Source organism: Vogesella lacus (genome assembly GCF_979366295.1).
Window position 1 is genome coordinate 272,731 of record NZ_CEETQT010000002.1, and the last position, 12,349, is coordinate 285,079.

Below are 12,349 nucleotides of genomic sequence, written 5' to 3' on the forward strand. Positions count from 1 at the left end.
CGGCAGCGCCGGCTGCCGGACGACACGATCACATCGCCTGTGCCAGCGCCTGACGGATGTCGGCCAGGATGTCAGCCTGGCTTTCGAGGCCGGCAGAGAAACGCACCAGCCCTTCGGCAATGCCGGCTGCGGCGCGTTCTTCCGGGGTGTACGTCGCATGGGTCATGCTGGCCGGATGCTGTGCCAGGCTTTCGGCATCGCCGAGGCTGACAGCGCGGTGCACCAGCTGCAGCGCGTTCAGGAAGCGGCGGCCGGCTTCCTGCCCGCCCTTGAGTTCGAATGCCAGCATGCCGCCAAAACGCTTCATCTGCTGGCGGGCCAGTTCGTGTTGCGGGAAGGACGCCAGACCAGGGAAATGTACAACCTCGACCGCCGGGTGCGCCTGCAACATCGCGGCAACGGCCTCGGCGTTGTCGCAATGGCGTTCCATGCGCAGCTCCAGCGTTTTCAGGCCGCGCAGGATCAGGCTGGCATCGTTCGGCGACATCACCGCGCCGGTCATGTCCTTCAGGCCCTTCAGGCGGATTTCCTGCGCCAGCGCCGCATCGGCGCACACCACGATGCCGGCAGTGACATCGCCATGGCCGTTGATGTATTTGGTGGCCGAATGCAGCACCACATCGGCACCCAGCGCCAGCGGCTGCTGCAGATACGGCGTGCAATAGGTGTTGTCCACCACCAACTTCGCCCCGTGGCGGCGACAGACTTGCGCCGCCTGCGCCAGATCGACCAGCCTCATATTCGGGTTGGCCGGCGACTCGCAATACACCACGCGGGTGGCGGCGGTGACGGCTTTTTCCAGCTCGCCGGGCAGCGCCATGTCGACAGTGGTGACCTTGATGCCGAATTCCTTCAGCCCATGCTGCATGAAGGCAAAGGTGCAGCCATACAGCGTGCGGTCGGCAATGATTTCGTCGCCGGGACGCAGCAAGGTCCACAGCGTGCTGGTCACCGCGCCCATGCCGGAGCCGAAAGCAATCGCCGCGGCGCCGCCCTCGAGCGCTGCCATGCGGGTTTCCAGCAGATTGAGCGTCGGGTTGGCAATGCGGGTGTAGAAATAGCCGGGATCTTCACCGGCAAAGCGCGCGGCACCGGTCTCGACATCGGCAAAGGTGAAAGTGGCCGTCTGGTAGATCGGCGGCGTCAGCGAACCCTCGTGCTGCAAAGGGTCGTAACCATGATGAATCGCGAGGGTGGCAAAACCCTGTCCGGCTTTGGTCTGCATTTGTGTTGTCTCTTCTAGGTGTTGGCGGGCCTTGCGGGCCAGATGCGGCAGCCGGTTCTGTGTCCGGTCTGCGCGCCCCGGTCGTGGCGGGCAAGCTGCACCAGCACCACGGCTACACATAGTTTCCTGCAGCAAAGCGGAAAAATTCTTGCCATTTTCATCGCATAAAAACATGCTGATAGCAGACTTTTTCCGTCAGAGGCCAAAATGGAAAAGACTCCTCCAGGCGAGCAGCTCGACAATATCGACCTGTCCATCCTGCAACATCTGCAGCAAGACGGCCGCCTGAGCAATGCCAGGCTGGCCGAAAAACTGGCACTGAGCGAAACCCCGTGCTGGCGACGGCTGAAACGGCTGGAGAGCGAAGGCTATATCGCCGGCTATCAGGCCAACCTCAGCCGGCGCAAGCTGGGCTACAAGGTGATGGCCTATGTGCAGCTATCGTTTGCCAGTCATACCGATGGCCAGCTCGACCAGTTCGAGCAGCGCATCCAGGCGATTCCCGAAATCCTCAGCTGCCACAATGTCAGCGGCGAGGCTGACTACATGCTGCAAGTCGTGGCCAGCGATCTGGAAGCCTACGGCCAGTTTGTCTCCGAAGTGCTGCGCAAGCTGCCCGGGGTGACGGCGATCCGCTCCAGCCTCGCGCTGCGCGAAATCAAAGCAGTCAATCACCTGCCACTGCCCGACAGCACCCGCAGCAGCCTGCGCTGAGCCTGCGGCCAGGTTTCATCAGCATGAAAAAAGCCGCACGGCACTGCCGGCGGCTTTATCAGATACGAAAAACGCTTAACGCTGGCGCATGGCCGCCACCGACAGGCCGGAGGCAATAAAGGCCACGCCGGCACCGATATTCAGGCCATTGACCACGCGCGGCCGCGCCTGCAGCCAGCCGGACAAGCGGGCGGCAAAGATGCCCATCAGCGCAAAGCCGGCCGCGGTCAGCAGCGCAAACCACGCGCCGTACACCAGCATCTGGCTGGTGACATCCCCGCGCGCCGGGCTGACAAACTGCGGCAGGAAGGCCAGTACGAACAGGCCGGGCTTGGGATTCAACGCCGCCGACAAAAAACCGGTCGCGAAGATGCTGCGCAGCGGCTGGCGCGCCGCCGGCGTGAAGCTGACCAGATTGCGCGAGCGCAGCACCTTGTAGCCCAGCCACAAGAGATAAGCCGCACCGATGCCCTTCACCACCAGAAAGGCCAGCGCCGAGGTTTGCAACAGCAAAGTCAGGCCGAAGGTGGCCGCCGCGACATGAAACAGGATGCCGCCACCGGACGACAGGCCGGACACCAGCGCCGCCTGCCAGCCCTGACTCAGGCCACGGCCGATCGCCAGCAGATTATCGGGGCCGGGCGAGAGCACCAGTAGCAGACAGGCCGCGGTATACGCCAGCCAGATTTCAAACGGGAACATGGGCATCCTTTCAATGAGCGGGTGGCCGATTGCACGGCATCATTCATTCTGATGGCATCGCCAGCCAATACAAGACGAAGCGCGATAAATAGCGGCAAGCAGGCCAGCTGACGACAGACAATGGCACAATCTGCCACTATCTCGCCCCGCACACCGACAAAAGACCCGCCATGCCAGCCACCCTTGCCAGCCTGACCCTGCGCCCGATGCAGGCCGCAGACGCCACTGCCGTCAGCCATCTCATGCCCGATCTTGGCTATCAGGCCAGCCCCGCCGAGATTGCCCGCCGCTTTGCCGCCAGCCGGCCGGATGATCTCTTGCTGGTGGCCGAGCGGGATGGCCGGATCGCCGGTTTTTGCCATGCCACGCTGACGCCGTATCTGGCCAGCGACGGTTATGGCGAAATCCTCGCGCTGGTGGTGCAGGCCAAGGCGCAGCGCCAGGGTATCGGCAAGGCCTTGCTGGAGGCCGCGGCCAGCTGGGTGCACGCGCAGGGTTTTGCCCGTGTGCGGCTGGGCAGCGGTGCGCATCGCGAAGACGCCCACCGTTTTTACGAGGCGCAAGGCTTTCGCAAGAACCGGCCGGGCTTTAACTTCGAACGCCACGCCAGCTGAAGCGCTTGCGGCCAACCCTGAACGTTGGCCGCAAGGCTCAGGCCCAGACCACGCCCTGTTGCAGCAGCCTTTCGGCCTGCACCAGCGCGTCCTGCAGATCAGGCTGCAGATTGCCCGCGCCCAGCTGTTCGGCCAGGCCGGCCTTGTGCAGCATCTGCCGGCTTTCGCCCTCGGCCCCGCACAAGATCAGCACCCGCCCCTGCGTCGCCAGATGCTGTTGCAAGGCCGACAGCGCCAGCAGGCCGGTGGTGTCCAGCATCACCATGCGGTGCAACTGCAGGATGATGACGCGCGCGCCGGTTTGCTGCGCCAACAGCTCGACACGGTCGGCCGCGCCGAAAAACAGCGCGCCCTCGAGACGGAAGGCGGCGCAACCATCCGGCACCTGTTTGCCAGCCAGCGAGTGGCGCTGGTACAGCTGGTGATGGTCGGCGTGCAATTCCTGCACCCGCGTGCCGGCCGCCATGCGGCGGATGAAAAACACCGCCGCCATCAGCAAGCCGATCTGCACCGCCACGGTCAGATCGAACACCACGGTCAGCAGCAGCGTCACCACCAGCACCAGCGTGTCCTGGCGCGGGTAATGCGCCATCTTGCGGATGTCCCAGTCGCCCATCTTGATTGCCACCGCAATCAGGATGGCGGCCAGTACCGCCAGCGGGATGTACGCCGCCAGCGGTGCCGCCACCAGAATCACCAGCAGCAAAAACAGCGCATGCACAATGGCCGACAGCGGCGTGCGGCCGCCATTGCGGATATTGGTGGCGGTGCGGGCAATCGCGCCGGTGGCCGGAATGCCGCCGAAAAACGGCACCACCATATTGGCAATTCCCTGGGCAATCAGCTCCTGATTCGCATCGTGGCGCTCGCCGGTCATGCTGTCGGCCACCACCGCGCACAGCAAGGATTCAATCGCCCCCAGCAAGGCAATGGTGAAGGCCGGAGCCAGCAAGTCAGACAGGTGGGCCGGGTCGAAAGCCAGGCCGCGCACCTCGGGCAAGCCCAGCGGGATGCCGCCAAAGCGGCTGCCTATGGTGGCCACCGGCAACGCAAACAAGGTCACCAGCAAAGTGGCCAGCAGCAAGGCGACAAAAGGGGCCGGCAGCAGACGGTTCCAGCGCGCCGGCCACAGCAGGATCAGCAACAGGCTGGCCGATGCCAGCAGCAAGGTTGGCCAATCAAAAGACGGCAAGCTGCGCTGCAGGGTGTCAATCACCGCGAAAAAGCCGCTGGGCATGCGATCGACGGGCAGGCCGAAGAAGTCTTTCAGCTGGGTCAGCAAGATCAGCACCGCAATGCCGTTGGTAAAGCCGGTAATCAGCGGCATCGGAAAAAAGCGGATCACCTGCCCCAGCCGCAGCATGCCCATCAGCACCAGCATCACCCCGGCCATGAAGGTGCACACCAGCAAGTTGGCCACGCCGTATTTCAGCACGATGCCGTAGATGATGACGATGAAGGCCCCGGTCGGGCCGGTGACGGCTGTCTTGCTGCCGCCCAGCAGTGCGGCCAACAGGCCGGCCACCACCGCGGTAAAGATGCCGGCCTGCGGGCTGACACCACTGGCCATCGCAAAGGCCATCGCCAGCGGCAAGGCGACAATGCCGACGGTCAGCCCGGCCAGCGCCTCCTGCCGCAACAGCTGTTTGTCCAGCAGGGGCAGACAGGCAAGCAACACCGGGCGAAACGTCAGGCTGGCCATGGCAAACTTTCTGGCAAGAGGGAGTTTTCAGGCTAATAAAGAATGACGTCAAGCTCAAGGCCAGCCATGCCATACACATCTGGCAACATCATTTTTGCCACGGTTGTGACGATCTCGTTCAGGCTGACGGCTTGCTTGTTCAACAGCAATGGCGCAGCACCAGCCTTTGCCATTCACCGGGAGAACCCACCATGTTGCGACTGATTTGTGCCGCCCTGCTGGCTGGCAGCAGCCTTGCCGCCCTTGCCGACAGCCCGCCCGCCCCCGAAAAAGCCCCTACCCCTGTCAGCAAGCTGTTCTACCCCGCCTACAAGGGGCCGGAGCCGTGGCGCGAAGGCTCGGCCATGGCGCTGATTCCGCCGGCGCCCGTTGTTGTCGACAAGAGCGCGCCGGCCACAACACCCGCGCCTTGATGCCGGCTGCCGCCGCTCAGCCCTGTGCCGGGCGGTGGGCAAACTCGCTGGCCAGCAGGCCGTAAATCCGCGTGTCGTAGCACGAACCCTTACCGCACCAGCGCTGGCGCAAAGTGCCCTCCAGCCGGAAGCCCAGCCGCTCGACCAGCGCGCAAGACGGCAGATTGGCCGGATTCACCTCGGCCTCGATACGGCGAATCGCCATCGCGCCAAAAGCCTGAGCCAGCGTCGCCGCCACCGCCTCGTGCGCATAACCGTGGCCCTGATACTGGCGGCCAAACACATAACCCAGCTCCAGCCGTGCGCTGTCTTCGTCAAAACGGAACAGCACGATTGCGCCGATTACCCGATCATCCTCGCGCCGCGCCACCACCAGCTGGCGCGTATGCCCCTGCTCGACAAAACCCTGGATGCGCGCAAACCACGCCTCGGCATCCGCCATGCCCTGCCAGCTGGCGTAGGGCAGAAAACGGGTAGTCTCGTCATCGCCGTTGATCTCCAGCAGCGCCGGCAAATCGCCATGCCGCACCGCGCGCACAACCGTTCTTTCCGTCAGGAGGGTGTCAAATTCTGCCAATGCCATCTTGCTTGTCTCCGCTTGGGTGCTGCGGCCAACCACGCCTTGCCGGCGCAGCGCCGTGCCGCCCTGATTATTCGATACCTGCGATCAAATTTAAGTATCACTAAAATCCGGCAGATTACCAAACCGCCAGCCACGGCAATAAAGCTGCCAGCCAGCCCGACCAGGCACAGCAGATTGCCCACTTTGCGGATTTGACAGCACAAAGCTGCCACCAGATGGCATCTGCCAGTACAATTTGCTTTTTCTGAAGGTATTGGCCATGTCGCTGATCTACCACGCGCATATCTACTTCTTGCCCGCGCAAACCGCCTTCGCCGCCGAGCTGCACGCCCTGCTGGCCAGCCGCCTGCCCGAAGGCTGCTGGCTGGGCCGCCTGATCGAACGCGAAGTCGGGCCGCACACCCGGCCGATGTTCGAGATCGACTTCGCCGAAGCCCTGCTGCCGGCAGTAACCCAACTACTCGAAGCCCACCGCGGCGAACTGCCGGTGCTGCTGCACCCGGAGCTTGCCGACGAAGTCGCCGGCCACACCACCGCCGCCCGCTGGCTGGGCGAGCCGCTGCCACTGAAAATCGACACCCTGAGCCGCGGCTGAATCCCCCACCTGCCGCACGACAGCAGCAATAAAAAAGGTTGGCCGCAAGGCTTGCGGCCAACCTTTACACCACGCGAAACCGGCTAAATACCGCTACGCAGCCCCGACCCTTTGTGCCGTATCCGGCATCACACATCCCTTAGCCTTGCCTGCCGACAATCTATCGAAATATTATGTCGCGCAACTTACATCAACCAACGTAATAGACCGCTGAACACGACGTCCATTACACCTTGGGCATTGGAATGCACAGTGTTTGCCAGTTCTAATTCTCTACTAAATGCCAATAGCCACGAGTTACTTACACAGTTTGAACTTGTATGCAAAAACGCCAGTTTGATTACCCCGAGTCAGACTGACATTGGTATCGCTGACGGTAGTCATTGGGATCTCCCCGGCGTTTATCTTTGGTCAGTTCTTACAGAAAACACGCCAGCTTCGGAACATGTTGTCTATGTAGGGAAGACGAAATCATTTCGTCGGCGAATCAAAGAGTATCGACGAGAATTTCAAGCCCATTCGCCCAATGACTACAAACTTCAGGTATTCCAGCATGAGGTACAAAAAAGGGACACGCATGCAACGTTCCGTCTTTACTTTCGAGCCCTTCCCGCCGGAGAAATCACGGTAGCAGAAAATGAAGCCGTGTCTCGCTTTAACCCAATGCTCAATCAGCGTGCTTCAATTTCTTCTGAAGCACGAGCCGACTTCAAAAGTGCCTTCGAGAAGTACTACGCTGCCGGCTTCAATGCACACTTTATTGCACTTGGCGATACCCACACTACCAACATCACGCAGGCATAGTCCTGCGGTCAACCCGCCCTAACTGACTCACCTCCTCGTTAGAAGACAATATGGACTTAGAGCGCTTCCCTGAAATCATCAAACAAATCTATGGCTTGGTGTCTGAGCTAGAAGAAATGTTTGAGGGACGACATTTCACGCCCGACGGGCATATGGTCGGCAGCATAGGTGAAGCGTTAGCCGCACACTATTACGGCCTTCACCTGCTCACTGCATCGACAAAAGGGCACGACGCACTTAAAGACGGAAAGCAAATTGAAATAAAAGCAACACAAGGTTCAACCGTCGCATTCAGATCCTGCCCTCAGCATGCTCTAGTCCTCAAAATCAACAGAGATGGTAGCTTCGCCGAAATTTATAATGGCCCTGGCAAATTGGTATGGGATCAGTTCGCAGGAAAAAAACTCCCCAGCAACGGCCAATTTCAGATCAGTCTCAAAAAGTTAGAGGCTTTAAATTCGCGTATCCCGGAGCAGGAGCGAATCCAGCGTGTTGCCATCTAACAATGCGCTCATCTATCGACCACTTCGTTCGCAGCCTTGTAACCCTGTAGCCCTGTAGGGCGGGTTCGCCATTGGCGATACCCGCATCACCACATCACCAACATCACACGGGTATAGCCTTCCGGCTAACCCGCCCTACCTGACTCACCTCACGCCAGAGCATTGCCAGTCAACACGAAATCCCAATATCATGCAAATAAATACAAACCAACCAAAGAAATAGACACCTGAACAGGTCCACCTTACAGTCCGAGTCGGGCGGAAATAAATCTAGGAGAGCCGAATGGGATTCCGAGTCAGAAAAAGCTTAAAAATAGCCCCGGGAGTGCGCGTAAACATTGGGAAAACAGGAACCAGTCTTTCCGTAGGTGGAAAAGGTGCAACTGTAAACTTCAGCAAAAGAGGTATGCGGACAACCATTGGCATTCCTGGGACGGGGATTTCTTATACAAGCACTATAAAAAGCCACCCACAACCACAAAAAATTTACTCTAAGGGCGAATATATATTTTGTACTTTTTGTTTCTTGTTTCTGTTTCTTTTAGGGCTACTAATTAGCAAACCCTTTATTTGGGTTCCATTTGGCTTGCTGAGTATTTTAGGGGTGGTTGCAATTGTTGGATTCAGGAAGTAAGTCCATGCGCTGGTGCGGTTATGGCTTGCGCAGCCCTTTAGGGCGGGTTCGCCATTGGCGATACCCGCACCACCACATCACCAACATCGCGCGGGTATAGCCTTGCGGCTAACCCGCCCTACCTGAATCCACTCGAACTTGGCCTTGTGGCCAACTCGCCCCGTTCTACCTGATTCAAAAAACCTAAGTTACATTCATGAGATAAAAAACACCACTTGATAAAATCTGGAGAGCACGGTGAATTCAGACAAGAAACATACGTGGAAAGAATCTTTTGTAGAAATATCAAAACTAGGATTTATTGATTCTATAAAAATATCATTCAAGAGTTCGCTTGGTTTTTACGGCTTGTTTTCTCTGGCAAATGATATAGAAACCAATAATAAATTTTACCTAGTCTATATCCTGATAGTTGTGCCAGCATTTCTTCTGATATTGATTTGCAAGTTTATTTACAGAAATAAAGCTTAAGGCCGCAAGGCGGTCAATTGATAAGCGTAGCGTGCTGTCACCCCGCAGGGGCGACGTACCCTACTGACCTGCCACATGCGCCGCAAATGAAAAAGGTTGGCCGCAACACTTGCGGCCAACCTTTTTGCTTGCTGCTATCCGCTCAGGACATTCAGCCCACGCTGACCACGCGGCTGCGGCGGTTGCTGCTGCTGAAGGCGGCAAACTGCACCGGGCCGTCCAGACGCAGCGGGCTGCTGTACAGGGGCGAGGCCGGGGTGGGCTCGAAGCCGTCGGTGCTGTAGCGGATCGCCAGGCCCGGGGTGGACAGGTTGGCGTGCCACACGCCGTCGATGCGCTTCACGCCCGGCAGCGGGATGCGGTAGCCGTAGCCGCCTAGCAGGCCGTCCAGCCGTGGCAGCTCGCGCTGGCCAAGGCGGTTGGCAAACTGGTTCCAGTCGGCGTCCATGCGCGTCTGGCGCGCAGTGACGTCGGCAATCTGCGTCCAGCCCGGGTCGCGCGCCCACGCGCGTTCGGCCAGCGCCGTCAGCCGTGGCATGGCGAGGTATTCCAGCCGTTCGCGGTTGCGGATGTTTTCCGCCCACAATTCGCCCTGCAGGCCGATGATGTTGTTCACACCCTCGGGCGTCAGCCGTGCCTTTGCGGCCAACTTGTCCTTGTCCAGCGGCTGGCCCCACAGGTCGACGGTGGCGGTGGTATAGATATCCAGCGGGCAGAATTCGTAGGCCAGCCGTGTCTCGATGAAGCCGCCCCAGTAGTAGCCTGGCTCGTCCGGGTCCTTGCTGTAGGCGAGGTCGAAGTAGAGGTTGGTGACGTTGGCGAGCACGGTCTTGTAACCGGCATTGGCCAGCTGGTAGGCAAAGTCTTCCTGCCCCCAGCCCCAGACATTGTTCCAGACATAGGGCTGCAGGCCGGCGTTGACGAAGGCCGGGTTCGGGCCGTGGTGGCTGACGCCATCAACGGTGACTTTCTCCAGCGCGATTTCTTCCCAGCCGGCAAACACCAGGCCATGGCGCTTGAGGATGTCGCGCAGCCGCGCCAGTGCGTAGTTCTGCAAATCCTGAATCGTCGCCATGCCGTGTTCGCGCATGAAGGCCTGCGCCTGTGGCGAGCCTTCCCACGCGCCGGCCGGTACTTCGTCGCCGCCGGTGTGCAGGGTGGTCAGCGGCGCGCCGGCTTCGTCGTACATGGCGCGGATTTCGCGCAGCACCGTGTCGACAAAGCGGTAGTAGGATTCGCGCGCGATGCAGATCACATTGTCGTGCCACAGCTGCACCGATTCGTACTGCGAGGCATCGGCCAGATCGCTGAGCAGGTATTCCTCGGCCTCGGCCACCTTGCCTTCGGCCAGCAGCCGCGCATGACGCGCCTTCATCGCCACGATGGCGGCACGGGCGTGGCCCGGCGTGTTGATTTCGGGGATCACCTCGATATGGCGCGCGGTGGCATAGCGCAAGATCTCGATGAAGTCGGCGCGACTGTAATAGCCGCCGCCGGTGCCCAGCTCGTCGGCCGCGCCAGAGCCGAAGCTAGGCAGCAGGCGGTCTTCGCTGATGCTGAAGCCGCGACGGCTGCCGATTTCGGTCAGCTCCGGCAGCGCGGGGATTTCGAGTCGCCAGCCTTCGTCTTCGGACAGATGCAGGTGCAGACGATTGAGCTTGTACAGCGCCATGCATTCGATCAGGCGCAGCACGGTGTCCTTGCCGGAAAAGTGGCGGCCAACGTCCAGCATCAGGCCGCGATAGGCAAAGCGCGGCGCGTCGCTGATCTCGCAGGCGGCCAGCCTGAGGCGCGACTGCGGGTTTAGGAAAGCGGCTACCGGCAATAGCTGGCGCAGGCTCTGGATGGCGAGGAACACCGCCGCGGCACTGGCACCGGTAATGCGCACCGCGTCCGGCGTCACGCTCAGGCGGTAGGCTTCTTGCGGCGACAGCGTGTCGCGGATAGCCACCTCGCCCAGCGCCAGATGAATCGCCTGACGGCCGGCCGGACAGAAGGCGGCACGCTGCAGGCTGTGGCCGCTGACATCGTGCAGCGCGCTTTGCAGCAAGGCCGCTTCGCTGGCCAGCGCGTCGTCGTGCACGATCTGCGTGGCGGCGTCGATGATGAATTCGCCAGCCAGCAACTGGTAGGAAAGTGGTATCGGCAGCAGCGGGCACAGGCTGTCGGCCGGCAGCAGCGACAGGCCGGCATTGTCGTCAAAAGTGGTTTCGGCGGTGCTTAGCGGCACGGCATCGCCGGCCTTGCGATGGCGCTTGGCGGCGCTGTCGAATGGCGCAATCTGCGGGTCGCCTATCACCTCGGCGCGCGCCTCGGGCGTGCCGTCGTCGTAGACGATGTAAAAGCCCAGCGGCGCATCGGTGCGGGCGATGGTCCAGAACAGGCCTTCGTAGGCAAAGCGGCGCGCTTCGCCCGGTGCAATCGGCGCAAAGCCCGGCAGCGGGCTTAGCCGCCACAGGTCGCCGTTGACTTGCTCCACCCGCACATTGCCTGCGATGGTCTCCGGCTTGAGCTTGCGGCAGGTATTGAAATACAGCGCCCAGCCGCTGGCCGGCAGCGCATGGGCCGCGTAGTTGGCAAGCGTCAGCTCGGCCAGATAATTGTCGCCCTGATGGCCGTTGCCCAGACATGCCCAGTGCACGGCTAGCTGGCTTCCCGCTGGCAGTTTCATGAACTCCCCTTTTTCTCTCTGAGTGTGTGTTGCCGGCGGCACGCACGGTCGCCGCGACTCGGGGCATGATGCCCGAATTCAATACCACTTTCATGCCAATTTTGTCGCGCTGTTGCAGCAAGCTGACAGCGCCGGCCGCTTGAAAGCCAGCGGCAGCGAACCGATATTGCTCCTGTCACCTCAAGGAGCCTCACCATGACCCAGCCAGACGCCCTGCACCTGGTTTGCCCGCACTGCAATGCCATCAACCGCGTGCCGGCCAGCCGCCTGAACGATGCCCCCAATTGCGGCCAGTGCCATCAGCCGCTGCTGCACGGCAAGGCCGTCGAGCTGACGGTGGATAATGCCGAGCGCCATATCTCGCGCAATGATGTGCCGGTGCTGGTGGATTTCTGGGCGCCGTGGTGCGGCCCCTGTCAGATCATGGGGCCAGCCTTTGCCCAGGCCGCCGCCGCCATGCCACAGGTGCGCTTTGCCAAGGTCGACACCCAAAGCGAAACCACGCTGGGCCAGCGCTTTGGCATTCGCAGCATCCCGACGCTGATCCTGTTTGTGCAGGGCCGTGAAGTTGCGCGCCAGGCCGGCGCGATGGACACCGCCAGCATCCAGCGCTGGCTGATGCAGCAGTTGGCCGCACAGCGCGGCTGAATGCGCCGGTAGATCTTTCCCCTGCGTCTTATACTTCGCTGGCAGCCTTCACAAACTGCCGCCGTCGACG

General features: G+C 60.8%; 15 protein-coding genes. 8 read left to right on the forward strand and 7 right to left on the reverse strand.

The window, feature by feature from the left end; genetic code table 11:
• Positions 1-28 precede the first annotated feature (28 nt).
• A complete protein-coding gene (locus tag ACZ9W6_RS03545; protein ID WP_465189702.1) occupies positions 29-1,225 on the reverse strand; it encodes a methionine gamma-lyase in 1,197 nt (398 codons plus the stop codon).
• 207 nt (positions 1,226-1,432) lie between these two features.
• On the opposite strand from ACZ9W6_RS03545, the gene ACZ9W6_RS03550 reads away from it, so the two are divergent.
• Positions 1,433-1,939: an Lrp/AsnC family transcriptional regulator gene (locus ACZ9W6_RS03550; protein WP_465189703.1), complete on the forward strand. Its 507-nt coding sequence runs from the start codon at positions 1,433-1,435 to the stop codon at positions 1,937-1,939.
• A 75-nt stretch (positions 1,940-2,014) separates the two neighbouring features.
• On the opposite strand, the gene ACZ9W6_RS03555 is transcribed toward ACZ9W6_RS03550, so the two are convergent.
• Positions 2,015-2,641: a LysE family translocator gene (locus ACZ9W6_RS03555; protein WP_465189704.1), complete on the reverse strand. Its 627-nt coding sequence runs from the start codon at positions 2,639-2,641 to the stop codon at positions 2,015-2,017.
• A gap of 170 nt (positions 2,642-2,811) precedes the next feature.
• Between ACZ9W6_RS03555 and ACZ9W6_RS03560 the strand changes: the two genes are divergently transcribed.
• A complete protein-coding gene (locus ACZ9W6_RS03560) occupies positions 2,812-3,255 on the forward strand; it encodes an N-acetyltransferase family protein (protein WP_465189705.1) in 444 nt (147 codons plus the stop codon).
• Positions 3,256-3,292: 37 nt separating this feature from the next.
• Here the strand turns inward: ACZ9W6_RS03560 and ACZ9W6_RS03565 are convergent, their stop codons facing one another.
• Positions 3,293-4,957 carry a SulP family inorganic anion transporter gene (locus tag ACZ9W6_RS03565; protein WP_465189706.1) on the reverse strand — a complete coding sequence of 555 codons (1,665 nt, stop codon included), beginning with the start codon at positions 4,955-4,957 and terminating at the stop codon, positions 3,293-3,295.
• A 32-nt stretch (positions 4,958-4,989) separates the two neighbouring features.
• Complete coding sequence (locus ACZ9W6_RS03570; RefSeq protein WP_465189707.1) at positions 4,990-5,130, reverse strand: hypothetical protein; 141 nt, start codon at positions 5,128-5,130, stop codon at positions 4,990-4,992.
• A gap of 18 nt (positions 5,131-5,148) precedes the next feature.
• On the opposite strand from ACZ9W6_RS03570, the gene ACZ9W6_RS03575 reads away from it, so the two are divergent.
• The gene (locus tag ACZ9W6_RS03575; protein ID WP_465189708.1) at positions 5,149-5,370 is read left to right on the forward strand and encodes a hypothetical protein; all 222 of its coding nucleotides are present in this window, start codon (positions 5,149-5,151) and stop codon (positions 5,368-5,370) included.
• A 16-nt stretch (positions 5,371-5,386) separates the two neighbouring features.
• Here ACZ9W6_RS03575 and ACZ9W6_RS03580 read toward each other — a convergent pair whose 3' ends face one another.
• Both ACZ9W6_RS03580 and ACZ9W6_RS03585 read right to left on the reverse strand, forming a co-directional pair.
• Complete coding sequence (locus ACZ9W6_RS03580; protein WP_465189709.1) at positions 5,387-5,953, reverse strand: GNAT family N-acetyltransferase; 567 nt, start codon at positions 5,951-5,953, stop codon at positions 5,387-5,389.
• A 90-nt stretch (positions 5,954-6,043) separates the two neighbouring features.
• Positions 6,044-6,214 carry a hypothetical protein gene (locus tag ACZ9W6_RS03585; protein ID WP_465189710.1) on the reverse strand — a complete coding sequence of 57 codons (171 nt, stop codon included), beginning with the start codon at positions 6,212-6,214 and terminating at the stop codon, positions 6,044-6,046.
• On the opposite strand from ACZ9W6_RS03585, the gene ACZ9W6_RS03590 reads away from it, so the two are divergent.
• From ACZ9W6_RS03590 to ACZ9W6_RS03605, 4 genes are all read left to right on the forward strand, one after another.
• Positions 6,213-6,548 (forward strand): DOPA 4,5-dioxygenase family protein, encoded by a 336-nt coding sequence (locus ACZ9W6_RS03590; protein ID WP_465189711.1) that lies wholly within the window; start codon positions 6,213-6,215, stop codon positions 6,546-6,548. The two genes, ACZ9W6_RS03585 and ACZ9W6_RS03590, sit on opposite strands and share 2 nt — an antisense overlap.
• 252 nt (positions 6,549-6,800) lie before the next feature.
• On the forward strand, positions 6,801-7,352 hold the full coding sequence (locus tag ACZ9W6_RS03595) for a hypothetical protein (RefSeq protein ID WP_465189712.1): 552 nt from the start codon (positions 6,801-6,803) through the stop codon (positions 7,350-7,352).
• A gap of 50 nt (positions 7,353-7,402) precedes the next feature.
• Complete coding sequence (locus ACZ9W6_RS03600) at positions 7,403-7,855, forward strand: DUF6998 domain-containing protein (RefSeq protein WP_465189713.1); 453 nt, start codon at positions 7,403-7,405, stop codon at positions 7,853-7,855.
• A gap of 283 nt (positions 7,856-8,138) precedes the next feature.
• Positions 8,139-8,489, forward strand: a complete 351-nt coding sequence (locus tag ACZ9W6_RS03605; protein ID WP_465189714.1) for a DUF4236 domain-containing protein — start codon at positions 8,139-8,141, stop codon at positions 8,487-8,489.
• Positions 8,490-9,111: 622 nt separating this feature from the next.
• On the opposite strand, the gene ACZ9W6_RS03610 is transcribed toward ACZ9W6_RS03605, so the two are convergent.
• The gene (locus tag ACZ9W6_RS03610; protein WP_465189715.1) at positions 9,112-11,631 is read right to left on the reverse strand and encodes a family 20 glycosylhydrolase; all 2,520 of its coding nucleotides are present in this window, start codon (positions 11,629-11,631) and stop codon (positions 9,112-9,114) included.
• 195 nt (positions 11,632-11,826) lie between these two features.
• Between ACZ9W6_RS03610 and trxC the strand changes: the two genes are divergently transcribed.
• A complete protein-coding gene (gene trxC, locus ACZ9W6_RS03615; RefSeq protein WP_465189716.1) occupies positions 11,827-12,279 on the forward strand; it encodes a thioredoxin TrxC in 453 nt (150 codons plus the stop codon).
• Positions 12,280-12,349 lie beyond the last annotated feature (70 nt).

Coding starts and splice junctions, on each gene's coding strand:
- ACZ9W6_RS03545 (WP_465189702.1), bottom strand. CDS start 1,225: ATGCAGACCAAAGCCGGACAGGGTTTTGCCACCCTCGCGATTCATCAT.
- ACZ9W6_RS03550 (WP_465189703.1), top strand. CDS start 1,433: ATGGAAAAGACTCCTCCAGGCGAGCAGCTCGACAATATCGACCTGTCC.
- ACZ9W6_RS03555 (WP_465189704.1), bottom strand. CDS start 2,641: ATGTTCCCGTTTGAAATCTGGCTGGCGTATACCGCGGCCTGTCTGCTA.
- ACZ9W6_RS03560 (WP_465189705.1), top strand. CDS start 2,812: ATGCCAGCCACCCTTGCCAGCCTGACCCTGCGCCCGATGCAGGCCGCA.
- ACZ9W6_RS03565 (WP_465189706.1), bottom strand. CDS start 4,957: ATGGCCAGCCTGACGTTTCGCCCGGTGTTGCTTGCCTGTCTGCCCCTG.
- ACZ9W6_RS03570 (WP_465189707.1), bottom strand. CDS start 5,130: ATGGCAAAGGCTGGTGCTGCGCCATTGCTGTTGAACAAGCAAGCCGTC.
- ACZ9W6_RS03575 (WP_465189708.1), top strand. CDS start 5,149: ATGTTGCGACTGATTTGTGCCGCCCTGCTGGCTGGCAGCAGCCTTGCC.
- ACZ9W6_RS03580 (WP_465189709.1), bottom strand. CDS start 5,953: ATGGCATTGGCAGAATTTGACACCCTCCTGACGGAAAGAACGGTTGTG.
- ACZ9W6_RS03590 (WP_465189711.1), top strand. CDS start 6,213: ATGTCGCTGATCTACCACGCGCATATCTACTTCTTGCCCGCGCAAACC.
- ACZ9W6_RS03585 (WP_465189710.1), bottom strand. CDS start 6,214: ATGGCCAATACCTTCAGAAAAAGCAAATTGTACTGGCAGATGCCATCT.
- ACZ9W6_RS03600 (WP_465189713.1), top strand. CDS start 7,403: ATGGACTTAGAGCGCTTCCCTGAAATCATCAAACAAATCTATGGCTTG.
- ACZ9W6_RS03605 (WP_465189714.1), top strand. CDS start 8,139: ATGGGATTCCGAGTCAGAAAAAGCTTAAAAATAGCCCCGGGAGTGCGC.
- ACZ9W6_RS03610 (WP_465189715.1), bottom strand. CDS start 11,631: ATGAAACTGCCAGCGGGAAGCCAGCTAGCCGTGCACTGGGCATGTCTG.
- trxC (WP_465189716.1), top strand. CDS start 11,827: ATGACCCAGCCAGACGCCCTGCACCTGGTTTGCCCGCACTGCAATGCC.